This window comes from Prolixibacter denitrificans, assembly GCF_003014495.1.
Taxonomy (GTDB): Bacteria; Bacteroidota; Bacteroidia; order Bacteroidales; family Prolixibacteraceae; genus Prolixibacter; species Prolixibacter denitrificans.
In genome coordinates, this window is sequence record NZ_PYGC01000007.1 from 1 (window position 1) to 26,334 (window position 26,334).

At 44.5% G+C, this 26,334-nt stretch carries 22 protein-coding genes and 1 riboswitch; of the genes, 13 read left to right on the plus strand and 9 right to left on the minus strand.

Annotated elements, in window-relative coordinates:
* Positions 1-107 precede the first annotated feature (107 nt).
* The 4 genes from CLV93_RS13310 to CLV93_RS13330 all read right to left on the minus strand — a co-directional run bounded on the left by CLV93_RS13310 (position 108) and on the right by CLV93_RS13330 (position 4,548).
* Positions 108-569 (minus strand): hypothetical protein, encoded by a 462-nt coding sequence (locus tag CLV93_RS13310; RefSeq protein ID WP_106542709.1) that lies wholly within the window; start codon positions 567-569, stop codon positions 108-110.
* Positions 570-726: 157 nt separating this feature from the next.
* Positions 727-1,596 (minus strand): hypothetical protein, encoded by an 870-nt coding sequence (locus tag CLV93_RS13315; RefSeq protein ID WP_106542710.1) that lies wholly within the window; start codon positions 1,594-1,596, stop codon positions 727-729.
* Between the two features lie 148 nt (positions 1,597-1,744).
* A complete protein-coding gene (locus tag CLV93_RS13320; protein ID WP_106542711.1) occupies positions 1,745-2,413 on the minus strand; it encodes an SH3 domain-containing protein in 669 nt (222 codons plus the stop codon).
* Between the two features lie 770 nt (positions 2,414-3,183).
* The gene (locus CLV93_RS13330; RefSeq protein WP_106542713.1) at positions 3,184-4,548 is read right to left on the minus strand and encodes an exonuclease domain-containing protein; all 1,365 of its coding nucleotides are present in this window, start codon (positions 4,546-4,548) and stop codon (positions 3,184-3,186) included.
* A gap of 93 nt (positions 4,549-4,641) precedes the next feature.
* On the opposite strand from CLV93_RS13330, the gene cysQ reads away from it, so the two are divergent.
* The gene (cysQ, locus tag CLV93_RS13335; RefSeq protein ID WP_106542714.1) at positions 4,642-5,448 is read left to right on the plus strand and encodes a 3'(2'),5'-bisphosphate nucleotidase CysQ; all 807 of its coding nucleotides are present in this window, start codon (positions 4,642-4,644) and stop codon (positions 5,446-5,448) included.
* Here cysQ and CLV93_RS13340 read toward each other — a convergent pair whose 3' ends face one another.
* The 4 genes from CLV93_RS13340 to ligA all read right to left on the minus strand — a co-directional run bounded on the left by CLV93_RS13340 (position 5,449) and on the right by ligA (position 9,653).
* Positions 5,449-5,985 carry a hypothetical protein gene (locus tag CLV93_RS13340; RefSeq protein WP_106542715.1) on the minus strand — a complete coding sequence of 179 codons (537 nt, stop codon included), beginning with the start codon at positions 5,983-5,985 and terminating at the stop codon, positions 5,449-5,451.
* 36 nt (positions 5,986-6,021) lie between these two features.
* Complete coding sequence (gene dapA, locus CLV93_RS13345) at positions 6,022-6,906, minus strand: 4-hydroxy-tetrahydrodipicolinate synthase (RefSeq protein ID WP_106542716.1); 885 nt, start codon at positions 6,904-6,906, stop codon at positions 6,022-6,024.
* A 6-nt stretch (positions 6,907-6,912) separates the two neighbouring features.
* Positions 6,913-7,455, minus strand: a complete 543-nt coding sequence (locus CLV93_RS13350) for a DUF6913 domain-containing protein (protein WP_106542717.1) — start codon at positions 7,453-7,455, stop codon at positions 6,913-6,915.
* Positions 7,456-7,640: 185 nt separating this feature from the next.
* The gene (gene ligA, locus CLV93_RS13355; RefSeq protein WP_106542718.1) at positions 7,641-9,653 is read right to left on the minus strand and encodes an NAD-dependent DNA ligase LigA; all 2,013 of its coding nucleotides are present in this window, start codon (positions 9,651-9,653) and stop codon (positions 7,641-7,643) included.
* A 287-nt stretch (positions 9,654-9,940) separates the two neighbouring features.
* A riboswitch (cobalamin riboswitch) is annotated at positions 9,941-10,147 on the plus strand.
* A 104-nt stretch (positions 10,148-10,251) separates the two neighbouring features.
* Here ligA and CLV93_RS20675 point away from each other — a divergent pair.
* From CLV93_RS20675 to CLV93_RS13420, 12 genes are all read left to right on the plus strand, one after another.
* A complete protein-coding gene (locus CLV93_RS20675; protein WP_106542719.1) occupies positions 10,252-10,458 on the plus strand; it encodes a cysteine-rich CWC family protein in 207 nt (68 codons plus the stop codon).
* Positions 10,459-10,460: 2 nt separating this feature from the next.
* On the plus strand, positions 10,461-11,216 hold the full coding sequence (locus CLV93_RS13365) for a DUF4465 domain-containing protein (RefSeq protein ID WP_106542720.1): 756 nt from the start codon (positions 10,461-10,463) through the stop codon (positions 11,214-11,216).
* Positions 11,217-11,519: 303 nt separating this feature from the next.
* Complete coding sequence (locus CLV93_RS13370) at positions 11,520-12,713, plus strand: hypothetical protein (protein ID WP_146142025.1); 1,194 nt, start codon at positions 11,520-11,522, stop codon at positions 12,711-12,713.
* A 187-nt stretch (positions 12,714-12,900) separates the two neighbouring features.
* Positions 12,901-14,589 (plus strand): gamma-glutamyltransferase, encoded by a 1,689-nt coding sequence (gene ggt / locus CLV93_RS13375; protein WP_106542722.1) that lies wholly within the window; start codon positions 12,901-12,903, stop codon positions 14,587-14,589.
* Positions 14,590-14,720: 131 nt separating this feature from the next.
* The gene (locus CLV93_RS13380) at positions 14,721-15,335 is read left to right on the plus strand and encodes an FKBP-type peptidyl-prolyl cis-trans isomerase (RefSeq protein ID WP_106542723.1); all 615 of its coding nucleotides are present in this window, start codon (positions 14,721-14,723) and stop codon (positions 15,333-15,335) included.
* 89 nt (positions 15,336-15,424) lie between these two features.
* A complete protein-coding gene (gene aroC, locus CLV93_RS13385) occupies positions 15,425-16,498 on the plus strand; it encodes a chorismate synthase (protein WP_106542724.1) in 1,074 nt (357 codons plus the stop codon).
* An 11-nt stretch (positions 16,499-16,509) separates the two neighbouring features.
* Positions 16,510-16,692, plus strand: coding sequence for a helix-turn-helix domain-containing protein (locus tag CLV93_RS13390; protein ID WP_106542725.1), 183 nt, complete (start codon positions 16,510-16,512; stop codon positions 16,690-16,692).
* A 3-nt stretch (positions 16,693-16,695) separates the two neighbouring features.
* On the plus strand, positions 16,696-17,064 hold the full coding sequence (locus CLV93_RS13395) for a YccF domain-containing protein (RefSeq protein ID WP_106542726.1): 369 nt from the start codon (positions 16,696-16,698) through the stop codon (positions 17,062-17,064).
* A 332-nt stretch (positions 17,065-17,396) separates the two neighbouring features.
* On the plus strand, positions 17,397-18,548 hold the full coding sequence (locus CLV93_RS13405) for a pyridoxal phosphate-dependent aminotransferase (protein ID WP_106542728.1): 1,152 nt from the start codon (positions 17,397-17,399) through the stop codon (positions 18,546-18,548).
* Positions 18,549-18,651: 103 nt separating this feature from the next.
* Entirely contained in the window at positions 18,652-20,607 is a 1,956-nt protein-coding gene (locus tag CLV93_RS13410) for a glycoside hydrolase family 97 protein (protein WP_106542729.1), read from the plus strand.
* A gap of 264 nt (positions 20,608-20,871) precedes the next feature.
* Positions 20,872-22,110: a competence/damage-inducible protein A gene (locus CLV93_RS13415; protein ID WP_106542730.1), complete on the plus strand. Its 1,239-nt coding sequence runs from the start codon at positions 20,872-20,874 to the stop codon at positions 22,108-22,110.
* A gap of 108 nt (positions 22,111-22,218) precedes the next feature.
* A complete protein-coding gene (locus CLV93_RS13420; protein WP_106542731.1) occupies positions 22,219-24,693 on the plus strand; it encodes an AsmA family protein in 2,475 nt (824 codons plus the stop codon).
* A 76-nt stretch (positions 24,694-24,769) separates the two neighbouring features.
* On the opposite strand, the gene nhaC is transcribed toward CLV93_RS13420, so the two are convergent.
* Positions 24,770-26,227, minus strand: coding sequence for a Na+/H+ antiporter NhaC (nhaC, locus tag CLV93_RS13425; protein ID WP_246187243.1), 1,458 nt, complete (start codon positions 26,225-26,227; stop codon positions 24,770-24,772).
* Between the last annotated feature and the right edge of the window lie 107 nt (positions 26,228-26,334).

Below are 26,334 nucleotides of genomic sequence, written 5' to 3' on the forward strand. Positions count from 1 at the left end.
TCAATAATTTTTCTTTTGGAACAGCCCCCAAAAAACAGGTTGTTTTAAAAGAAAAATTATGGGGTGAGGCTTGCTTTTTAGCTCAGTTCTTTGTTATAGCCAGTTTTTTATTCATCTCCAGTCGTAATTATTGGATAATCTTTAATTCTATCTTGCGTAGTGAAATACTCCTTAAGCACTTCTTTTTTATTTATTTTGATAGTCCATAAACCAATTTCTTTTTCTTTATCAACCCATTTGAATCTCAATTCACCATTCTCCGGTTTTTCTCCATTCAGTCTTGCACCAAACGTATATTCTCCGTTACATTCAAATGAATTTAATTTCGATGAAAGGTATTTCTCAATATTAAATACAATTAAACTTTGGTCTGCTATAAGTTGTACTTGCATTGAGTCTCGAATTTGTAAAAATGTACTTCCCATATCATAGTGAGTCTCATGAATAAAACCAGAGTCTGTTTTAGTTAGATTTACCCAAGTCTCTGGAAGTTCTTCGACAGTCAAATGTCTCTGAGCAGAACAACTTGCTACTATTAGAAGAAATATTGGTATTACGATATTCTTCATTTTCAAAATTGGCTATAACGGTCACTTGTATGTGGTCGGGCGGGATTTCGAAGAGAAATCCTGTCAGACCCGCAGGAAAGTGGGCAGAAGGTTTGACTTGTCAAACCGAGATGACCCCCGCCTGCCATATTACAATATGTTACCTGTAGTTGTTTTTTCATTTTTTTAGTAGAATTGGAATAATTAATTCGGAAGCAACAGGTTTGTTTGCTTCGTATCCAACTTTCCAAGTCCCTGTGTCCCTTAATATTTTTGATATTTGATTTTCTATTGCGATTAATTCATTTGTCTTATTTGAGCCATAAGCCCCATTGGCATGAAATTCACCGTTCTTGTCTATTATTGCTTTGATATGAATTAGGTATGAATCTCCACAACTCATAAAAGTCGGGGGAATAACTAAATTCTCATTTACAATTTTATTTAAGGTCTTGAAGTCTAAGGTATTTTGTGGGAGTCTGTCACAATTTGACATATACTCAAGCCCGTCTTTTGTTTTTCTTAGATTCTTTTCAGGCCTTTGAGCGGGATAGTCCAGGGGATTTAAAACCAAATTTTTTATGTATTGATAATCGTATTTTTTCTTTTCCTGTTCGTAATTCCATCCAAATATTTTTCCAGTAACTTTTCCGTTTTCCACAGGGACATAGAATTCTCCACAAATTGAAATTTCATACTCAACTTTTCCCTCCTTATTCAGTTTGTTCAGAGCAAGAATCCAATTTGTATTTGGTTTAAAATGTTCAATGTATGGTCTGCAATCAGCACCGTTATCACCCCAGACAATTATTGTGTCTCTATTCTCAATACCTCTCAATTTTTCTTTGATTAGGAATTTCATTGAATAGGGATTATCTGGAGAGTCGTGTGTCCCAATAGAATCGTATTCTAATACAGTTCCATAGACAACAATATCTGCCGCCTGATTAGAATAAACGAATCCTCCAAGATAACCGCAATCACATGCAATTGCCTTGAAACTTCCAATCAATAAAATCAGTGTCAATATGTGGATTCTTTTTTTCATTCAATTACAGGTAACGTTTATAATATGGGGCGTTTGGCACTTCAAAGCTCCAAAGTATCAAACCGCTATATGTTTTATTAAATGTATACATGCTTAAATTTAGCTCTATCTGCCAAATGACCTATATTTAGTGTTACCAAACGTTTTACTATGGAATGAATATCAATCTTTGTTTCACACCATCTGAATCAATTAACCAAGTAATTCCATACCCTCCAGCTCCATCACTATTCCATTGATCAACTATATAGGCGTCCAAATATTTGTAAACTTCAAATTTATTTGAACACTCAAATAAATCAGAAAATAAAATTTTTGGGACAGATATTTCTTTTCCACCCATAATAATTTCTATTGATTTAACTTCAATCTTAGGAGTTTCACCATCTGTTCCATAATAACGCCTTCCATTTATTTTTGAGATCCATTTATCATCAACATAGTCGACAATCTTGTTTTCAAATGAAAATGAGTCAAGTTTATATTTAAAACTAAAATCGTCTCCTTCGTATTTTTCTAAATCATAGATGTCAATAATCCGAGATGAATGCATATAGCCTTTAATATAATCCGATCCATCACAACCAAGAGCAAATTGATTTTTGGGGATATAAACTTCTAACCAATTTTCATTATTCTTTGCAGCCTCAAAAACAAAAAACAATTCAAAATTTTCTACTTTATAAATTACTGTAGAATCGTTATTCGGTCCACTCCTTACATTTGTAAATCCATCTTTATCCTTAATCATTGCAACTTGGGAAAAACTTGTAGTTGCAAGAAACACTAAAATTGCGAAAATGAAAATCTTTGTCATTATACAATGTTTAAAGTTTGGCACTAACCTAATGTTTGGTAACTAGTTTATATGTGTACTAAAAGTACCCAATATTTCCAATACGGGCGTGTTATGTGCACCTTGGGTATCTTATATATCAGGTCAGCCGAGTGGATTCTTAATCTTTTCAATAGGCTTCGGTCTGTCGTCATTTTGTTGGTTGTTAAGGCTCATCCAAGTTAACAAAAAAATTATTCGTCCATGACATGTTCTTGGTGCAACAGGGGAAGGGGTTGGGACAACTTCCGAAGTATTCAGGAGCACCCCAAAACTCGTTAGGACAAATGCAGAAGTCTTTGGGAGAACATCCGAAGAGTTTCGGACAACCGCAAAAGTGTTTCTGAGCGGAAGCGAAACCGTCAGGACAACATCGGAAGTCGTTAGGAGAGGTTGGAAAGCCTTCAAGGCAGGTGAAGAAGCCCTCAAGACGGGATTAAATGGCTTTGTCAGCAGCATTGAGCACTTTTGATGTGGCTTCAACGACTTCGTGTGATGCTTCAACGACTACAACCCATTCTTCAATGGCTTCGATTGATGTGTTAACGACTACAGTTCAGTCTACAACAGGTACGACTCAGTCTTCAACGGCTGCAAACCATTCTTCAGAGGTTACGGTTGATGTGTTAATGGCTTCAATTCAGTCTTCAGTGAGAACAATTCAGTCTTCAACGACTGCGATTGACTTAGTGGCAAGGGATGCCGGGGATTATTCATACCGCCCTCAAGGAAATAATACTTCTCCTGGCGGCTTAGTTTTGTTCTTCCGTACGAAATTCGATGATGCGCGTTGCCGGATGCTTTTTCAGGTAACTGCGAATGATTCCCTGGGTATCGCGGTTGTCCTGCCGGGAAGAGATGCAGTCGTGCAAAGCCTGAACGCCTTCGGTTGAGCTTTCCTCATCGACATAGCCAAAGCCGGTGTAGCGTCCGTTCTGCACTTTTACGATCGCCCATTCGCCTTTCCGGCGTCCTTCTTCCATGATGAAAAAATTGGGCGAACGAAATTGAAGCTTAGCAGCCGCCATTTCGGCCCGTTGGTTGTAATCATCAGGTGCTTCTTCACCAATGCACGCACCGTTACAGCTCTTTATTTCGTAGTGAAAGCATGAGCCATCGGTTTGGTACAGGCCACAGAGTTTCTGGCATAACCGGTATTGGTCAACCAAATCGTGCAAATATTCTTTGGCTTCAGCAGCGGAATAGAAACTGGTGAGCGGCAATTCGCCATCGATAATCTTCCTGACTTCGAAGCGCTGGTAACCGGCTTCATCCTGGTAAGTAAACAAGCCGTAATGAAAACGGGTACGTCGTTGCGCCCGGTTGTACAATGGCTGGTGACTTTTTATCTCATCCGATTCCAGCAACAGCGAAACCAACTCACTGCCGGTAATTTGCCAATCGACGTCCACCAGTTTGCTGCGCATTTCGATGGCCTTTTTCGTGCTGTTGTTGGCCAGGTGCGAAAGAACCCGTTGATGAATGTCCTTGCTTTTCCCGATGTAGATGATTTCTCCCGAGTCATTCAGGAAGTAGTAAACACCGGTTCGCCCGGGAAGCGCTTCGAGTTTTTCTCTGGGAAGTTCTTTGGGAGCATTCGTAAACAGATTCTGCGTTTGCTCGTTATTCTGCTGCATTAGAATCTCGAACAGTTTCACGGTAGCGAACGCATCGCCGCCGGCCCGGTGACGACCGTTGATAGAGATATTCAAATCGGAGCAGAGGTTTCCCAGCGAATAGGAGCGGTGTCCCGGCAACAACTTCCGGCTGAGCTGAACGGTGCAAAGCGTTTTCCGACGGTAGTCGTACCCAAGCCGTTTGTATTCTTCCTTCACGAAGTTGTAATCGAATGCCACGTTGTGCGCCACGAAAATCTTCCCGGCCGTGATTTCTACCAGCTGTTTGGCTACTTCGTAGAACTTGGGTGCATCGGCAACCATCTCGTTGGAGATACCTGTCAACCTGGTAATGTTGTATGGAATGTAACACTCCGGGTTAATCAGGCTGACGAATGAATCGGTCACCTGCCGGCCATCGTGGATGTATACAGCGATTTCCGTAATTTTCCCGTTTCGGTGACTGGTTCCGGTCGTTTCGATATCGATTATGGCGTACATCAGGTGCAAAGATAAATGATATCTCCATTAGATGAACAGCGAATTGGGCAGGCAGTTGAACTTTCCTATCTTTACCGGGTTTGAAAATATGCTATGGAGAAATTCGAACCCAAATCAATGTTGAAACCTGCCATTCGTGCAGCGTTGGAGGCTGGTGAAGCTATCATGAAAGTTCACCGTTCGAGAGACCTGGAAGTGGAGTATAAGGAAGATGACAGTCCGGTTACGTTGGCTGACAAAGAAGCCAGCAAAGTAATCATCGAGATGCTTTCTCCGTACGGCTTTCCGTTTTTAAGTGAAGAAGAAAAATTTCCTCCATACGAAGAACGGGAAAAGTGGGACTATTTCTGGATGATTGATCCGCTCGACGGGACCAAGGAGTTTATTCGCAACGGCGATGACTTTACAGTAAACATTGCGCTCATCGATAAAAACCGGCCCGTTTTAGGAGTCATCTATGTTCCGGTTACCGGCTATCTCTATTTCGGCAGCATTGACAAAGGTGCTTATCGCACAGCGAATGCCGATACGCTTTCGGTAGAGCAGATATTTGCCAAAGGAGTTCCGCTTCCGCTGGAAGATGAGCATGAGAAGTTCACGCTGGTCGGTAGTATGTCGCACATGAATACAGAAACAAGAGAATATTTCGACAAGCTGATGGCCGAAAAGGGTAAAGAAAACGTGGATGTGATTATTCGCGGTAGCTCCCTGAAGATGTGTATGGTGGCCGAAGGAACCGCCGACTGTTACCCGCGTCTAAGTAACATCATGGAATGGGATACAGCGGCCGGACATGCCATTTGTGAAGCTTCGGGGTGTGAAGTAACCCAGTGGAACGGAACGCCCATGGTGTATAACAAAGAGGATTTTTACCAACCCTGGTTCCGGGTCAGCCGTTGATTACTGCATGTCAATGGTGACCGTATCTTCCCAGACCTTTTTCCCGGTAGGTACCGACTTCATTTGGTAATGAACACGATATTTCCCGTTTCCCGCTTTGCGAACGACCTCGCCGGTTAACAGAAAACCGGCCTTTTGGTTGGCAGCCCAGTTCAATTGTGCGCTTTCCGATGGGAGCGTGGTGGTCGTAAAAAGCGTGGCTCTTCGGTCTCCACCATGAATCACCCGCAATAATCCGGAGCCCGCCAGTTTGGCTTCCACTACGGGAACAACTGCTTTGGGAGAAGTTCCAAGGGAAGTGGGAATGGCAATACTTCCGACAATACAAACCGGCCGTTCAGCAGTCGCGTCATTTCTCACACTCTTCAGCCAGTTGGAATTAAACAGGCTGTGCTGAAGCTTAGACGGAAAATAGACAATGCTCAACGCCGGATCGGGTGTTTGCATTTCAGGTTCCTGCACCTGCTGCGAAACCTGAGGGCTGCAAGCCTGCAACAGGCCCGCCAGAATGATTATATAAAAGGCAGTAAATCTCATATCGTTTGGTCCGGCAAGATAACGATTACTCGTCAGCTATCCGTTGATCTTTTTCATTTCTTCGGTAATTTCCCGGTAAATGATTTCGCCGATGGGTGTCAAGGGCAGGCGTAAAACGTTCTCTACCTTACCTTTGACATTCAATGCCGCTTTAATCCCTCCGGGGTTACCTTCAACAAAAAGAAGATTGAAAAGGTTTAAAAACTGCATATGCTGGGCAGAAGCTTTCCGAAAGTCTCCGTTGGCTGCTGAATGGACCATGTCGGCTACTTTCGCCGGAAATCCGTTGGCAATAACGGAAATAACGCCATCGGCACCTAAGGAAATGGCCGGAACGGTCAGACCATCATCTCCCGAAAGGACAGAGAAGTTCTCCGGCCGGTCGCGAAGAATGTGTGCCAGCTCCGTCAAATCACCGGACGCTTCTTTCACAGCGACAAATTTATCGGAAGCTTCAGCCAACCGGATGGTGGTGGCGGCATTCATATGCATTCCGGTACGACCGGGTACATTGTACAGTATAATGGGTACGGGGCTGTTTTCGGCAATTTGCATGAAATGCCGGTAGATGCCTTCCTGCGTGGGTTTGCTGTAGTAAGGAACGACGGAAAGGATCCCATCTACTTTGCCGGCATCAATGTTTTTCAATCCTTCCACCACTTCACGCGTATTGTTTCCACCAGCACCAACGACAATAGGAAGCCGGCCGGCATTTTTTTCAGCCACAAAATCGACCACGCTTTTCTTTTCTTCTGCCGTAAGGGTAGCTGTTTCAGCCGTGGTTCCCAGGACAACGAGAAAGTCGATGCCTCCGGAAATCATATCTTCCACTAATTCCCCAAGTGCTTCAAAATCAATTGTACTGTCTTTCTTAAATGGTGTTATGAGGGCGACACCTGCTCCGCGAAACTTTTGTCCCATAAAATCTTAACCTTTTCGATTGATGTATTCCAAATAATGAATAATCTGTTCGGTCAGATAACGACAATTCTTTTTCCCTGAGATTTCTACGGTCAAATCGTAGAAATTGTTTTCCGGCTCTTTCCAACCAACCTTAAAACTCGCCACCGAGTCAACCAATATGCTTTGCAGCGGTAACAGTTCAGTAATAGACAAGTCCAGAAGCAAATCGAACCGGGTATCGACAAAACTCTTCAAATCATCCGATTTGGGATCTCCTTTCCAGTCGATTTCTTTTCCGGTAAAAAAGCGCGAATGTGACGCTTTACTGAACGTTTCCTTTTCCTCGGCCGAGTTGACAACCGCCAGTCCCCGGGTACTAATGCCGTGCTCTGTCAGAACTTTTCTCATATGTTCGTAACTCTCCATTGCTCCGTCATCTTCGGGATACCACAGAATGGCTGCAGTTTTCGCCGTGTTGAAAGTATGGACCAGCACGTTACGCCCTGGATTCCGGTACTTTTTATGCAATCTTTTCAGCGTAACAGTTTGGAGAGCTTTTTTAAACATATTGGGACAAATTTACGAATTCGTTGATTGGTTATTCTTATTTAAGATGAAGAGCTATCATATTTATGCTTACGATTTGTAAGTAAATAGCTGAAAATATTTTCAATTTAAATACTTACGTCTTTCGATTGTGTCTGATTTTAATTGAGACGTTTTCCTTTTCATATCTGTTTTCTATTGGCGTCTTACGATTCAATCATTTTTAAAAATTCCTGCTCATCGATGATGGGTATTTTCAACTTTTCGGCCTTTTCTCTTTTTGCTGGCCCCATTTTATCTCCGGCCAACAGGTAATCTGTCTTCCCGGTAATGGAACCGGCATTTTTCCCCCCGTTCTGTTCGACCAGTTCACCCAACTCTTTTCTGCGTTGCGAGGTCCCGAAATTTCCGGAAATCACGAACGTCAGTCCTTTCAGCTTTTCGGAGGTCGGGAGAGAATCCTCATCAACTTCCATGGTGAGACCGGCCTTGCGTAATTGCTGGATTAAAATACGGTTTTTTTCGTCGTCAAAATAATTCCGGAGGGATTGTGCCATTTTCTCACCAATCTCATCAACGGCAATCAACTCTTCCAACGTGGCATCTTCCAGTTTTTCGATGGAGCCAAAGGCACGAGTAATTTTTTTCGCGGCCGTTTCACCAATAAAGCGAATCCCTAAACCGAACAGTACTTTTTCAAATGGTTGCTGCTTCGATTTTTCAATTCCGTTTACCAGGTTTTGGACCGATTTTTCCTGAAAGAAGTCAAGAACCAGAATTTGGCCCTGCTTTTCGGGTAAATCGTAAATGCTGGCCACATCGGTCAGCAAACCTTTGTCAAAAAACAACCGAATGGTTTCTTTGCCCAAACCTTCGATGTCCATAGCACCCCGGCTGCAGAAATGTTCGAGCTTTCCTTTCAGCTGGGGAGGACATCCGTTTTCGTTGGGACAGTAATACGCTGCTTCGCCTTCTGTACGCTTCAATTCGGTTCCGCACTCCGGACAATTGGTGATGAACTCGACTCTCGCCGCATCGTTTTTTCTGGAGCTCGTATCAACACCCACAATTTTGGGAATGATCTCACCGCCTTTTTCTACGTACACCTGGTCGTCGATGTGCAAATCGAGGTTGGCGATGATATCGGCATTATGAAGGGAAGCTCGCTTTACAATGGTACCGGCCAGCAGAATGGGCTCCAAATTGGCGACAGGCGTAACAGCGCCGGTTCGTCCTACCTGGTAAGTGACAGCTTTCAGACGGGTTGCCAACCGTTCGGCCTTAAACTTATAAGCAATGGCCCAGCGCGGCGATTTGGCCGTATAGCCCATCTCTTCCTGAATTCTGCGGGAATTGACTTTGATGACGACACCATCAGTTGCTACCGGAAGATTTTTCCGCTCTTCGTCCCAGTAATGGAGATAATCGAAGATTTCATCGACCGTTTTACAGGCACGCGTATGTTCGGAAATTTTGAAACCCCACTTCTTCGCTTTTTCCAGCAGTTCAAGGTGACCATCCGACGGGAGATTATCGCCCAATACATAATAGAATATGGCATCGAGATTTCGTTTGGCAACTTCCGATGAGTTTTGCAGTTTCAACGTTCCGGAAGCTACATTTCTCGGGTTGGCAAACGGTGCTTCTCCCGCTTCAGCACGAGCTTCGTTCAGCTTTTCAAACGAAGCAAAAGGCATCAGCACTTCGCCGCGTATTTCGAACTTTTCGGGAAAATCACCTTTCAGCTTGAGCGGTACACTCCGGATGGTTTTCACATTGGCGGTCACATCATCGCCCTGAACGCCATCGCCGCGGGTTACCGCACGAACCAGCTGTCCGTTCTCGTAAGTAACACTAATCGATGTTCCGTCGAATTTCAACTCACAAACATAGGTGAATGGCTCATCGACGAGTTTCCGGGTACGTTGGTCAAATTCCTGCACTTCACTTTCGGAATAGGTGTTGCTGAGCGAAAGCATGGGGTAGGTGTGACGCACCTGCGTAAACTGCTGGTTGATGTCACTTCCCACACGCTGTGACGGCGAATTGGGATCGTTCAGCTCAGGCGCTTCTTTCTCTAGTTCGATGAGTTCGTTCATCAAATGATCGAAAGTTTCGTCGCCAATGATCGGCTGATTTAAAACGTAGTAGTTGTAGTTATGCTGTTCGAGTTGCTCTCTTAATTCCAGTATGCGTTTCCGGGTCTTTTCCGAAGTCATTTTCTTCACATTTTAAAAAACTAAAAGTACTAAAAATGGACGTTCGGAAACATAAAAACATGCCATTCGCATTGAATTCTTTTGCCTCAATGAAATTGTGAAATCAAAATCAGATAGATAATAACGATTGCGCCGATCACAGCAAACCTAATCAGATTTTTCATCGTCCGGGGGGTAGTCATAAACAAAAATCTCTTAGCCGTATGTAAAAAAATTAAATGCTATTGTCGGCCCCAAGTAAGCAAAATATCCTGTTAAAAAATGATCAGATTTTGAAAATGTCGTATATCTTTGACGTGAATTTTGGTTTTTCAACCTCCGTTCGGGAGGACGAAAATGAAAAGGGAATCCGGTGAAAATCCGGAGCTGTTCCCGCAGCTGTAAGCCCGTAATTAATGGGTTTCCTGATCCGCATAACCACTGTTTCAGTTTGAAACGGGAAGGTGCAGGAAACCCGGGTGAGCCAGAAGACCTGCCACGATTCAACAACTAATTTTTGCTTTCGGGATAAATAGCAAAAATGAACTGCAAGCAATTGTTATTCATTTTTCACATTTGGAAGAAAGCCGGAAACAACCATTAATTAAATGTCATTATTATGGGAAACGTATGTCCGCGCTGTGGGTCCACCTTCGAATGTCAACACGATGATATTCAGAAATGTTGGTGTGCCCGTGAAAGATTGCCCGCCGCGTTGTGCGAAACGCTCAGGGAGAACTACGATGCATGCTTATGCCTCTCGTGCATCAGTGAACTTCAAAACGACCTCAGAATCAACGTAAATCAAACGACAAAAAAGGATTAATCATGAAGAAATTAAACGGATTGTTCATTGCAACAATTGCTTCGGCTTTGCTTTTTACTGCCTGTGACAAATCGGAAGAAACCATTACTGAAACGAAAACCGTCGATTTTGAAGACCTCCAGACACCTTCTTCAGGTTACTGGAATGGCAGCGATGCTTCAGGCGAATTTACTTCGGGCGATATGGTTTTCCCGAACAATTACAACGCCGATTATTCGACGTGGGACAGCTTTGCCTATTCCACATTGAATGATACGCAAACAGCCGGCTATGGCAATCAATACAGCGTGTTCGATGCAGCGAACAACGGTAACACATTTGCCATATTTTACCCTTCCTATTCAGGCGATGCGTATTTTTCATTTCAGAATGAGCAGGAATACCAACTGAAAAGCATCGAGTTGTGTAACGATACTTATTCGGCACTGTCGATGAAAGACGGAGACGCTTACAGTAAGAAATTCGGCGGTGATACGGGAAACGATCCCGACTGGTTCAAGGTCGACATTATTGGTTACGATGCAGCAGGCGATTCGATTGGTAACGTCGAGTTTTATTTGGCCGATTATCGCTTTTCGGATAATACACAGGATTACATTGTTAACCAATGGACTACAGTAGACTTAAGCAGCCTGGGCAAAGTGAACAAACTGGCCTTCCGTTTTGGCTCTTCAGACGTTGGCAACTATGGCATCAATACGCCATCTTACGTTTGTTTGGACAACCTTCGGTACGAAGTGGTATCGAAAGCAGAGTAGCGAATCATCAACCAGCAGGAATAGAACATTGTTTTTTTGTAACTGTTTAGCTTATACTATTCCTGCTTAACATACTTGATTGTAAAAAGGCGGATATCCCCGAAACAGGGGCATCCGCCTTTTTTTGTTGTCTTGATTTTCTTCAACGGATGGTAGTTATAGAAATTATTCAATAAGATTCATTATCAGCGATATAATAATGCGACGTCCTGTTTCGTTATAAAAATGAAATATCGCAATGTGTTGGTTGTTAGTGACGTTGGAAAGTGCGGTATTTTAACCAAACCAAAAAACACTTTTCCTATGTCAGTTCGTGTCAGTGTATTATTGTTGATGCTGAATTTTGGGCTTTTGCTACTACCCGATATAGCCCACTCAAAAAACAAAGAAATACCGGGGTTACAGGTTGAAGGAAAATTACGCACAGACGAAGGCGGCCTGAACGGCGCTACCATTGAAGTCTTCAGAGCAGATAGCGATGAGCTCGAACAAACTGCAACCGTTGATGAAACCGGCAAGTTTGCGCTGCAGTTGGATTTTCAGCACGATTATTACTTCGTTTTTAAGAACAGAGGATGCTATTCCAAAAAATTGCTCCTGAATGCCGTTATTCCTGAGAAAGTATTGAAGCGGGATCCGTATTTTCCTCCTATTAAAATCATTGTTACGTTGTTTCGGAAAATCCCGGAAATTGACCCGTCATTTTCTGAGAAACCGGTTGGGAAGATATTCTATTCGGCTGAACTGGATAATTTTGATTCGGAATCGTACTTCAACGATATACAGATACGTGAAAAAATCGATGATGAAGTGGCAACCACCTATTCAAAAAAGCTGGAAAAGGCAAAAGCCCTGGAAGTCAGTGGGAATCTCGCTGCAGCTATGGATGAATACCAGACAGCCACGCGTCTGAAACAAGATGATGACCTTGCTCAGAAAAAGATAGCATCGCTGAAAGAGCAAATTAAGCAAAAGGAACAAATCAGACAGGCTGAAGCTGCCAGAAAAGACAGCATGGACAAACAACTTTTGGCTGCGTCTTTGAAACCCGCAGATATGGTTGACAAAGAGCTGAAAGCTCGAGCAAATCAATTGGTTCCTGTTCAGAAGGTTTTCGAAGATACTGCCACAAACGAGACAAAAAATTTGGCTGAGCAAACTCGACCAGATTCTGCTGAGACCGCTGCCCAAACCGCAGAAGTTGAACCGAAGAAAATGTTCGAGGACTCTGCCCAAAAGGTGACAGGCGAAACTGAAAAACAGGAAGCCATTGCAGCAACAGAGAACACGAAGACTCAAAATACAGAACAGGAGAAAGCACAATCTTCGTCAATTGACGGTGAAGAAAAAAGTTTGGTGCAGGCGTCAATACAACCACACGAAAAACACTCCGGCAGTGGCGTTATCCTGATATCCGGATTGATATTATTTGCGCTGCTTATTCTTCTTTGGATAAGGAGGAAAGCAAAACAGAAAGATACCGTGGAAAACAAATAGCATCTGACAAGATATATTGCGTTGTAAATAGCTTGGACTGTTTAACTTGTTTTACAGATTCATAAGGTTGCATTTAAAAAGGCAGGTGAATCCTTTCCGGGACACCTGCTTTTTTGTTTGTCATACTGATTTTCTATCGTTTGACAGAATTTCTGTAAATTCCCGTTCAATTTAAACCGAACTAACAATGAAGAAATTTGCTTCTCTTGTATTGCTTTTCCTGATAAGTATTTCACTGTTTGCACAGGACCGGATAACCGGCAAGAATTTTGCTACACGTTCTGATGTGATGGCACGTCACGGGATGGTGTGTACCAGTCAGCCATTGGCGACACAAATCGGAATTGACATCCTGAAAAAAGGCGGTTCCGCAGTTGATGCAGCCATTGCAGCCAATGCGGCGCTTGGATTGATGGAACCAACCGGTAGTGGAATAGGCGGCGATCTGTTCGCCATTGTCTGGGATGCCAAAACGAAAAAATTATATGGACTGAATGCCAGCGGACGTTCACCCAAGGCTTTAACGTTGGCGATTTTTAAGGAAAAAGGGCTGAAGGAAATACCGCCGTTTGGTCCGCTTCCGGTAACGGTTCCCGGTTGTGTGGACGGGTGGTTTTCGTTGCACGACCGCTTTGGTAAACTTCCGATGAAAGATATTCTGGAGCCGACGATTCAATATGCGGAGGAAGGATTTCCGGTTACCGACGTAATTGGCTACTATTTTGGCCGTTCGGTAGAATATTTCAGCAAGAAATTTCCGAATGTAAAGGAGACTTACATGTCTGATGGTGAACCGCCTTATAAAGGGAAGGTATTCCGCAATCCGATGCTGGCCAATACCTACCGCAAAATTGCCAAAGGTGGCCGCGATGCCTTTTATAAAGGCCGTATTGCACATGTTATTGCCGATTTTATTCAGGAACAGGGCGGTTACCTTTCGTATGAGGATTTCGCTGCACACCATTCTGAATGGGTAGAACCCGTTTCGGTGAACTACCGTGGATACGATGTTTGGGAGCTTCCGCCGAATGGGCAGGGAATAGCTGCCCTGCAAATGTTGCAGATTCTGAAAGGGTATGATATTGCTTCCATGGGATTCGGCTCAGCCGACCACATTCATTATTTCACGGAAGCCAAGAAACTGGCCTTCGAAGATAGGGCAAAATATTACGCTGATATGGATTTTGCCAAAGTGCCGGTTCAGACCTTGATTTCAGAAAAATACGCGGCAGAGCGCCGGAAACTTATTCGTCCCGATAGAGCAGGGGAATATTCAGCGGGAGAAATCAGTCAGGGAGAAACGGTTTACCTGACGGCTGCTGACGATGAAGGAAATATGGTTTCGTTGATTCAATCGAATTATCGTGGAATGGGTTCCGGAATGGTGCCTCCGGGACTGGGGTTTATGCTTCAGGATCGTGGTCAGCTTTTCAACCTGGAAGAAGGACACTCGAACACTTACGAGCCAGGTAAACGGCCTTTCCATACGATTATTCCCGCTTTCGTTACGAAAGATGGTCAGCCTTTCATGAGTTTTGGAGTGATGGGCGGTGATTTTCAGCCACAGGGACACGTTCAGATATTGATGAACCTCATCGATTTTGGAATGGGACTGCAGGAAGCCGGTGATGCTCCACGCATCAGTCACGATGGCTCCACTTCGCCGACAGGTACACCGGCTGATGGTACCGGACGAATTTCGCTGGAAAGCGGCTTTGGTTACGAAGCAATCCGTACTTTGATGCAACGAGGTCATCGTGTTGGATATGAGAATGGAATTTATGGTGGTTACCAGGCAATTATGTACGATGCTAAAAACGATGTTTATTACGGCGCGTCGGAATCGAGAAAAGACGGTGAGGCTATTGGTTACTAATTAGCTACCCTGATGTGATTATTTGTGTTAAATTTAATCTAAATTAATGTACTTTTGATAGGTGATATTTGCATGATAGAATAGTTCATGCTTTCTTTGTACGACGCAAAATTTGTATTAAATAGCTTATTATGACAATCGCTAGAGATAAAATGGTTTCCCTCACTTATGAACTCAGAGTAGACGGGAAGGAAGGAGAAGTATTTGAGACTGCGGGAAAAGAAAACCCATTGACATTTCTGTACGGAGCCGGATTGATGTTGCCGATGTTCGAAGAGCGTTTGGCCGGTCTTTCTGACGGAGCTGTATTCGATGTGGAAATTGCCGCAAAGGATGCTTACGGAGAAGTGAACGAAGAGGCTATCATCAATCTGCCGAAGCACATTTTCGAAGTAAACGGTGAATTTGATAGCGAACTGGTGAAGCCGGGAAATACCGTTCCGATGATGTCTACTTCAGGACAGCGCATGAACGGAATCGTTCTGGCTGTTGAAGATGATACCGTACGTATGGACTTCAATCATCCGCTGGCCGGAGAAGATCTGTTCTTCAAAGGTGAAGTTCTGGAAGTACGCGATGCAACAGCTGAAGAACTGGCTGCTGTATACAACCAGGGCGGTTGTGGCTGCGGAAGCGGCGGCGGTTGTGGTAGCGGAAGTTGCAGCACTGATGAGCACGAACACGAGCATGCGCACGCAGGCGGTGGTTGTGGTTGCGGAAGCGGCGGCGGAAGTTGCGGTTGCTAAGCAAATCCAGAAAACATTTTCTTTTCCGAATAAAGAAATTAACGTATTTTTATCAACCCGGGACTTCCCCGGGTTTCTTATTTTAGCCTATGAACACTTTTGGACAAATATTCAGATTAACCACGTTTGGAGAATCACACGGCGCAGCAATCGGAGGCGTTATTGACGGGTGCCCGTCCGGTCTCGAATTGGATATAGAAAAGGTGCAGAAAGATCTGGACCGCCGCAAGCCCGGACAATCGCATATAACGACCCAACGAAAAGAAGGGGACAAGATTGAATTCCTTTCGGGAATATTTGAAGGAAAAACCACTGGAACGCCCATCGGCTTTATTATTCGGAATAAAGACCAGCATTCGAATGATTACAATAATCTCAGGGAGGTATTTCGTCCCTCACATGCCGATTATACCTACATCAAGAAATATGGCCGCCGCGATCACCGTGGTGGTGGACGTTCATCAGCCCGGGAAACGATTGCGCGTGTAGCTGCCGGAGCCGTTGCCAAACAATTGCTGCAGAATATTGGCGTAAATGTTCAGGCGTATGTTTCACAGGTAGGCGAAGTGGAAGTGCCTAAAAGCTACCTGGAATTGGATCTAGGTTTAACCGAATCAAATATTGTTCGTTGTCCCGATCTCGAGACGGCGGAAAAAATGATTGCCCGCATTGAAGAAGCCGGACATAATCACGATACGGTTGGCGGTGTCATTACTTGCGTAGCAACCGGAGCTCCTGCAGGACTGGGCGAGCCTGTATTTAATAAATTACATGCGGATTTAGGGCATGCGATGTTAGGTATCAATGCGGTAAAAGGCTTTGAATATGGTTCTGGTTTCGCCGGAACACGTCTGTCCGGTTCGGAGCACAACGACGTATTTGTGAAAGATGGTGACAAAATCCGGACGAAAACGAATCACTCCGGCGGTGTACAGGGAGGAATATCAAACGGTGAAGACATATACTTCCGGGTGGCGTTTAAACCCATTGCTACTTTGTTAAAAGAGCAGCATACAGTCGATAGTTCTTCAAAAGATGTAACGATCAATCCCAAAGGCCGTCATGATCCCTGCGTACTGCCCAGAGCGGTTCCCATTGTGGAAGCGATGGCCGCCTTGGTTTTGGCTGACCATTTCCTGATGAACAGCATCTCAAAACTCTAATATTCTAACCAATGGAAATCAGTGAACTAATCCTGCAAACCATGAACGAAGCCGGTCGTCCACTCAAGAGTGGCGAAATAGCCGAAAGCGCCGGCGTTGACAAAAAGATGGTCGACAAAGCCCTGAAAAAGCTGAAAGATGAAGGAAACATCGTGTCACCCAAACGTTGTTATTATGAACCTAAACGCCCTTAAGGTATGCGCATTTTAGGTAATATCATCTGGTTTGTATTCGGAGGCGTTTTCATCTTCTTCGAATACCTTTGGGGCGGTTTAATACTTTGCCTTACGATTGTTGGGATTCCATGGGGATTACAGGCATTCAAGCTGGGAATTGCCCATTTGGCTCCTTTCGGGAAACGCGTGGTGCCGACCGGTGACAGCATTCCGGTCATTTCATTTTTATTGAATGTTATATGGATCATTTTGGCCGGATTTTGGATTGCTGTTACTCATCTTCTGTTCGGCATTCTGTTTTGTGTCACTATCATCGGCATCCCATTCGGCCTGCAGCATTTCAAACTGATGCGACTGGGCTTCTATCCATTTGGCTACGACTTACGATAAAGATTTTAGACCATCCACATTTGAGCGTTGAAGTTGATTTCAACGCTTTTTTATGTGATATTGATGAGTGGTTGTTTCGACTTTCTCACGGTGAGATTGAAAATATCAGATCGTGAATAATGGCCTGCCACATCCAGTGAACAGCCCCGATCGGTTACATCTTGTAAGTCGTATTCTCCGTAAAGAATAGCTTTTGCCTGTTCCGATGAACATATATGAATATAAACAGGCAACTTCTGATGAATTCCTCCAAGAAAATTATGATAATACATTCTCCTTGCGGGAAAGTTGGGTAACTTTAGCCATATCAAACCAAATCAAAACCATTAAGCATGGAAGCCCGTCTGCTTGACCAAATAAAACCCTTTATCGTGATGGAGGTGCTGGAGCGTGCCAATGAACTGCAAAAGCAGGGCATCGACGTCATTCACATGGAAGTAGGGGAGCCTGACTTCGACGTACCGGAATGTGTGAAGGAAGCATGTGAAACCGGAATTCGAAGCGGTTATACTCATTATACGCACAGTCTTGGCGATCCCGAATTGCGCGAAGCTATTAGCCTGCATTACAAAAAAGAATATGACGTTTCGGTTAAACCGGAACAAATACTGGTCACATCGGGTACTTCTCCCGGAATTCTTCTGGCTTTGTCTGTGTTGTTAAATGCCGGAGACGAGGTAATTCTTTCTGACCCCGGATATGCCTGTTACGCTAATTTTGTGACCTATGCAGGTGGAAAACCGGTAACTGTGCCTGTTGATGCAGCGAATGGATTTCAGTATACTCCGGAAGGCATTTGTGAAAAGCTCACCGAACGAACCCAGGCTATTCTCATTAATTCGCCGATGAATCCTACTGGGAATCTGTTGACTCCGGAAACGATGAAAGCCATTGCTCAATATTCACCGTATATCATTTCTGATGAGATATACCACGGATTGGTATATGGAGAGAAGGCTCATTCCATTCTGGAATATACAGATAAAGCATTTGTGCTGAATGGATTTTCGAAATTGTATGCCATGACCGGGCTTCGTTTGGGCTATCTGATTGCGCCCGAGAAATACATGCGACATCTGCAGATACTGCAGCAAAACCTGTTTATCTGTGCTAATTCAGTCGCTCAACGGGCGGGAATAGCAGCTTTGGAGAAAAGCGGACCGGATATTGAGCGGATGCGACATACCTACGACAAACGGCGCAGGTATCTCATCAAGAGATTACGCGAACTGGGCTTTACCATTCCGGTAGAACCGACGGGAGCCTTTTACATCTTTGTAGACGCCAGCCATCTTTCAAACGATTCCTATAAACTGGCTTTCGATATGCTGGAAAAAGCACACATCGGTGTGACTCCGGGTATTGATTTTGGTTTAAATGGTGAAGGCTATCTGCGATTCTCATACGCCAATTCATTGGAAAACCTGGAAGAAGGGATGGACCGACTTGCCAGTTATCTGAAGAGCTTCAAAGGTCTGGATTAGAAAAAATCTATAGTTTATCTACTATTTATTTCAGACTATTCACATTAGTTTACACCGAAGTCGTTAAATTTGTGGCAGTTGCTAACCAATTAAACCTGACGTGATGAAGTTGAATAAGATTCTGCTGTCCTTAATATTGTTGTGCAGTTTTTCGTTGTTGCAGGCTGCCGATATACAATCACTCCGTTCGCCCGACGGGAAGATTACCGTTACTTTCCGGCAAACCGATAAGCTTTATTACGCGGTTAATTATAACGACCAGAATATTCTTTGGTACTCGCCGCTCAGTTTGACAGTCAACAATCAGAAACTCGGTTTTCAGGACGAAGTTATTAGTCAATTGACTCGTTCCAATAGCTCTGTCATTAAGCCCTATTGGTGGTTTCGGAGTGAAATTCCGGATGAGTACAACGAGTTGGATTTGGTATTCGAGGGGAAATACTCCGTTATATTCAGAGCCTATAACGACGGAGTTGCATACCGATGGAAAACAGATTTCAGAGGAAATGTAAAAGTGCAGAGTGAGGAAGTGGAGTACCGCTTTCCTAAAAACTACCAGCTGATTTCGCATCAGGTTGGCGATTTCCAGACTTCCTATGAGAAGAATTATACCAAAGCGCCTATCCAGTCATTGAAAGAGGCGGACTTCACATCTGTTCCGATAGTCATTGATGAAGGGAAGTTGAAAGTTGCTGTTACCGAAGCCGATTTATACGATTATCCCGGTATGTACCTGACGCATTATGACAACAACAATGGTCGTCCGTATCTCAACGGAATTTTCCCGGCGTACCCGGAAAAAGTTGAAAAAGGCGATCACGGCAGCTTCAATCTTCGGGTGCTGGAAAGAGCTGACTATTTAGCACAGACATCGGGTACCAGGGAATTTCCCTGGCGTGTGCTAATTGTTGCTCCGGAAGACAAGGATTTGGCAGCAAATGATATTGTGTATCGGCTGGCCCGGAAAGCACAATTTGATGCGTCATGGGTGAAGCCCGGAAAAGTGTCGTGGGAGTGGTGGAACGATTGGAATCTGGAAGGTGTCACTTTCAGGGCCGGGATCAATATGGATACCTATAAGTATTACATTGATTTTGCGGCCCGGCATCACATCGAATATGTGCTGATGGACGAAGGTTGGTCGGATCAGTTCGATATCTTATTGCCCAAGCCAGGCATCGATGTGCCGGAATTGGTTCAGTATGGACGAAAAAGAGGCGTGAGAATATTGCTTTGGACCGTATGGCATACCATCGACCGACAAATGAATGAGGCGCTTGCTTTGTTTGAGAAATGGAGCGTCGCTGGTGTAAAAGTTGACTTCATTGACCGGGACGACCAAATAGCCGTTAATTTTTATGAACGCCTGGCCGCCGAAGCTGCCAAACACCATTTACTGGTTGACTATCATGGGTGTTCGAAACCTACTGGTCTGGAAAGAACCTATCCGAACGTGTTGAATTTTGAATCGGTGAGGGGAAATGAATACAATAAGTTTACTACGCCTGATACACCGGAACATAACGTCGATATTACTTACATAAGGATGTTGGCCGGCCCGATGGACTATACGCCCGGGGCTATGCGCAATGCTGCAAAAGGACAGTTCTTTACGTCGTACAGTATGCCCATGAGCGACGGAACACGATGTCAGCAGTTGGGTATGTACATTTGCTATTTTGCTCCGTTACAGATGCTTTGCGATGCTCCGACGGAATACGAAAAATATCCCGATATTCTGAAATTCCTTTCGGAAGTTCCTGTGACGTGGGATGAAACCATTCCGCTTGACGGTAAGCTGGGCGAATATGTTGTATTGGCAAGAAGAAAAGGAAATATCTGGTACATCGGCGCATTGAACAATTGGACGGAACGCACTATTAAGATCGATCTGTCTTTCATCGTGGAAGGGCAGCATCAGGCACAGATGTTTGTTGATGGTAAGAATGCGGATCGGCGTGGAGATGATTATATGGTGATTTCGCAACGAGTGAGTAGAGGTACACCATTGGAAATAACATTAAAACCGGGTGGTGGAACTGCCATCCGGATTGACTAGTTGAATTGGCTCAACACTTAAACCTGCCCGGTTGAATTTCCAGGCAGGTTTTTTCATGTCGAAAAAGAGGAGAACCATTGAGAGGATTTCTGAAATCAGGGCATTCGTGCTAAAGGATGTTAATAGTAAGCAACCATCGTTCAACTTTATGGCGTCTTGAAGATGCATGCAAGGTTGTTTTCCGTAATTTAGACGGAAATTTAACCAGAGGAGTGAAATCATTTGTGTTGATTTCAATGGCCCCATGAACAGATTATACATTTAATGAAAGCAGATTTAATTACCATTGGCGATGAGATTCTCATTGGCCAGATTATCGATACCAATTCGGCCTGGATGGCCCGAAAACTTAATGACGAAGGAATTGCTGTCCGGCAGATTACCAGCATATCAGACGACCACGATCACATGCTGGAAACACTTTCCGATGCATCGGGAAATGTTGATTTAGTGTTCATTACCGGCGGTTTAGGACCGACAAAAGATGACCGGACGAAGGAGGCTATTTGCCAGTTCTTTGACACTCATTTGGTTTCTGATGAAAACGTACTCAAACATATCGAAGCATTGCTGGCTCCGCGTGGAGTGCAGATGAACGGTCTGAACCGTGATCAGGCTTTGGTGCCGGAAAGCGCGGTTGTGCTGCACAACCGGATGGGAACAGCGCCCGGATTGTGGATGGAAAAAGATGGATGTGTTTTTGTATTTATGCCGGGAGTGCCTTTCGAAATGAAAACATTGGTCAACGAGCAGATTCTGCCGCGAATTCGTACCCGGTTTAAAACCACACCCATCATTCACAGAACGGTGCTTTCTCAAGGACTGCCGGAGTCGATGTTAGCCGAACGTATTGCCGATTGGGAAGACAATCTGCCTTCGTTTATCAAGTTGGCGTACTTGCCCAACCCAATGCACATCCGGCTGCGGTTGAGTGCTTCCGGCGAAGACCGGGATATGATGAACAAGGTACTCGATGAAAAAGTGGAGGAGCTGCTGGAAATTATTCCGGAACAGATTTTCGGTTTCGAGGATGAAACCCTTACCGGGAATATCGGCAAGTTGCTGAAGCAACGTAATCAGACCGTAGGAACGGCGGAAAGCTGTACGGGTGGAAACATTGCCCACTTTTTTACGTCTGATGCAGGAAGTTCTGATTATTTCCGCGGAAGCGTAGTAGCTTATTCTAATGAGGTAAAAGAAAAGGTTCTCGGTGTACCGGAAAACGTGCTTATCGAGCATGGTGCCGTTAGCGCCGAGGTCGTGGAAGCGATGGCAATTGGTGCGCGAAAAGTGTTGGGTGTTGACTATGTCGTGGCTACGTCCGGAGTGGCAGGGCCGACAGGAGGGACGCCGGAAAAACCGGTTGGCTTGGTTTGGATAGCGGTTGCCGGTCCTGACGGAGTTATTTCAAAAAAATATAACTTTGGTAATGACCGGGGACGCAACATTGTTCGTTCGTCACAATCGGCCCTGAACCTGTTGCGCAATACTTTGTTGAAGTAAAAGACAGACAGTGGAATAACCAGACTGATTTCTTTTTGACTCTCAAAACTTCGCTTGTTTTCCGGTTAACCGGAATGAGAAAAATATGGATAAATAAAAAACGATGATATGAAAAAAGCACTCATCATTATTGGTGTGGTTGTGGTGGTTTTATTGGCTGCTATGATTGCCGTTCCTCTGATTTTCAAAGATCAAATTTATAAGAAAGCGCTTGATAAGGCCAATGAGATGGTCGACGCCAAAGTGGAGCTCGACGGTGCCAACTTGTCGTTGTTCAAAAGCTTTCCGAAGGTGTATGCCGAACTGAACGGGCTGCGAATTATTGGGAAAGGCGATTTTTCCAACGATACGTTGGTGAGTGTGGGCTCAGTGGCGACTACCATTAACTTGTCGAGCTTGTGGCACATGGACAAAGGAATTGATGTGAATGAGATTATCGTCGATAATCCGAAGGTGGCACTCAAGGTGAATAAGGCCGGTAAAAGCAACTGGGATATTACAACGCCAAGCGAGCAGCCAGGGACTACAGATACAACAGCATCAGAGATGCAGTTGAATCTGGACAAGATTTCGGTGCACAATTTATCGCTCAGTTATACAGATGAATCAACGCCCATGTCTTTCTCGATGAATGAAGGCGATTTCAATTTGTCGGGAACCATGGACGGTGCCAACAGTACCCTGAAGACGGATGCCCAGGTGAAAAACATCACCTTCGATTACCAGGGAAGCCGGTATGCGAAGGATATCAGTCTCGATATGAAAACAGTTTTGACTGCTAATTTCGATAAAATGAAGTTTGCGGTAGCCGAAAACGAGACGCATATCAATAAGCTGCCGTTGAAAATAGATGGAAGCTTTGCGTTGGCCGATTCGAGTTATGATTTTGATCTGAAATTTAGTTCGCCGGGCTCAGGATTCAACGAATTGCTGGGCTTTGTGCCGGAAGAATACCAATCGTACCTGAAAGGCGTGCAAACGAAAGGTGATGTGGCGTTCGGAGGTTTTGTAAAAGGAGCATATACAGAAAACAGCTACCCTGCGTTCGGCATCGACCTGAAGCTGGATAATGGTTGGTTGAAATATCCCGATTTGCCCAAAGCTGTTGAGAATATCAACCTGGCAGCCAGCGTGAAAAAGCCGGAAGGTGATTTGGATCTGATGACCGTGGACGTGAACAAATTCGAAGCGAATGCCGCCGGAAATCCGGTTTCAGCGAATCTCTCCATTGCTCACCCTATGAGCGACATGCAGTTAAAAGGAAAGCTGAATGGAAAAGTTGATTTTGCGACCGTATCTCAGGCGCTACCGATGGATTCGATGGATATCCGCGGACTGCTCAACGCTGACGTTCAGTTTAACGGACCTTACTCGGCTATTGACAAACAGCAGTATGACAAGTTTGAAACGGAAGGGAAAATTCAATTGAAAGGCTTCCGGATGGCATCGAAAGATTTGCCCATGCCGGTTAGCATATCGTCGGCGGATATGACCATGAACTCACGTTCTATTTCTCTTGCTTCCCTTAAAGGAAATATGGGGCGTTCCGACTTCTCAGCATCCGGTTCTCTTTCGAATTACTGGCCGTACATTTTGAAGGATAAAACCTTAAAAGGAAACCTGAACGTCAATTCCAATTTGCTTGATGTGAATCAATTGATGGCCAGTATGGCGACGACGGATACGACAAAGACCGATACAACTAAAATGGAGGCCATTCAAGTACCCGACCATATTGATTTTACAATGCAGGCCAGCATCAACAAAATCCTGTACGATAATATGGTGATTACCGGTACAAAAGGTCAGGTAATCGTCCGGAATAAGAAACTCTTGTTGGATGGGCTGAATATGAACATGCTAAATGGGCAGGTGACGATGGCTGGTTCATATGAAACTCCGCAACCTCAGAAGCCGAAATTTGATTTTAACCTGAAAATAAAGGGCTTCGACATTCCACAGGCTTATCGTTCATTATCGACGGTCCGGACCATGTTGCCGATTGCTTCGAATAGTACAGGAGAGTTTAGCACAGGCATGTCAATCTCCGGCTTTCTGAACAAGAATATGGAACCTGTTTTCCAGTCGTTTAACGGAAATGGTGATATTTCGACATCGAACATTCAGATTGTGGGAGCGAAGGTATTCCAGGAAATCGGCAAGTATTTCAAGAAGGACAAATTCGACAAGGTAGATATCGATAATTTTGCCACGAAATTCAAAATCGTGAATGGTGGTTTGGATGTTTCGCCCTTCAAAACGAAAATTGCCGGCCAGGAAGCAGTGGTTTCCGGGCACCAAACTGTCAGTCAGGATTTAGATTACAAGATTGATTTCAAGGTCAATAAGACCGATTTAAGCGGCGATATCAACAAATACCTGGGCTTTGTACCTGGAACGGAAAATATTCAGAAACTGCCGGTAGGAGTGACCATTGGCGGTACATTCAAAAAGCCCGATGTGAAAGTAGATCTGAACGATGCTAAAAAACTGGTAGAGCAGGAATTCAAGAAGTCATCGAAAAAGCAGATTCAGGATGCGGCCAAAAAACTGGGCAATGAGCTGAATAAACTGTTTAAGTAACGATTTTAGGAAAATATAAAAACAAAGGGCTGTCTCGTTTGATGCAGCTCTTTGTTTTTCCCTGTAGGGAAATGAGTTATCGCTTCAATTTTCCTGTCAATTCAATTCCTTCTTTTTGCAACTCTTCCGGTGTATACCGTCTGATTTTCCAATTAAGGTAGGCAACCAGAACCGTCATAATTGGGCTAATCAGGTTAAAAAAGGCATACGGCAGATACGCCAAAGTGGAAACGCCCAGAACGCGCGATTGGGTTGCTCCACAGGTATTCCACGGTATCAGAACAGAAACAACCGTTCCTGAATCTTCCAGCGTGCGGCTGAGCAATTCGGGTTTAAGACCGTTTTCCCGATAGGTTTGCGAGAACATTCGCCCGGGTACTACGATGGCGAGGTATTGATCGGAAGCAGTAAAATTGAAGAAAATACAGCTGCTGACGGTTGAAAACACTAATGAACCAGTGCTATGGGCGAATTTCAGAATCTCATGAGTAATACGCTTTAGCAGACCTCCGGCTTCCATTACTCCTCCAAATACCATCGCTGAAAGAATCAACCATATGGTGTCGAGCATTCCACTCATTCCGGAAGTATGTAACAGTTCGTTTACTGCAGCATCTTTGGTCGTCAGGCTAATATCACCGAACATCGATTGCATGACAGCTATATAGGCGTCTTTCAGGTAAATACCTGAGTCTCCGGATACACTGTGAATGATTTGTGGCTGGAAAATAACAGCGAACAGCGCTCCCAGAATGGTTCCGATGAAAAGTGCGGGCAATGGAGGCATTTTTCTGATAATGATGACCAGCAAGGTAATTGGGACTATAAAAAGCAGCGGCGTTGTATTAAATGTTCCTTCAATGGCGGCCTGAACATCATCGACGTTAATGGTAACTTGGGTGAAATCGTGGGTGATTCCCATAAACAGGAAGATGATGAGCGTGAGCGTCATCGTGGGAACCGTGGTATACATCATGTAGCGAATGTGCGTGAAGATATCGGTACCGGCCATAGCAGGAGCGAGGTTGGTCGTGTCGGAAAGCGGTGACATTTTATCGCCAAAGTAGGCCCCGCTGATAATGGCGCCGGCCACAACCGCCTCACTGAATCCGAGCGTCTTTCCAATGCCCAGCAATGCCACACCAATCGTTGCAACGGTTGACCAGGAACTTCCGGTGGCAACCGAAACAATAGCCGATACCACTACTGCCGAGAATAGAAACAATTTAGGAGAAATAATATCCAAGCCATAGTGAATCATAGCCGGAACCACACCACTAATCATCCAGGTGCCGGCAAGCGAACCGATCAGCAACAAAATGAGCATGGAGGGCATGGCTGAGCTGATATTCTTCAGTATACGCCCCTGTATGGTTGTCCAACTGCGTTTTAGCCGGTGACAAATGAGCCCTGCAATGGCAGCTGAAAGCAAAAGAGCAATCTGATTGGCACCCGCCAGCGTGTCTTCAAAAAACCATACATTCATGCTAAGCATAATGATCAGGAAGACAATCGGCAGTAGGGCTTGCCACAAAGCCGGTCGGATTAGGTCTTGTTGGGTTTCATTCAAAATCGAAAAAAATTAGTTAGTTGTTAGGTTATTCGCTCTGTGAAATATAATATATCCTGCGAATTACCGTT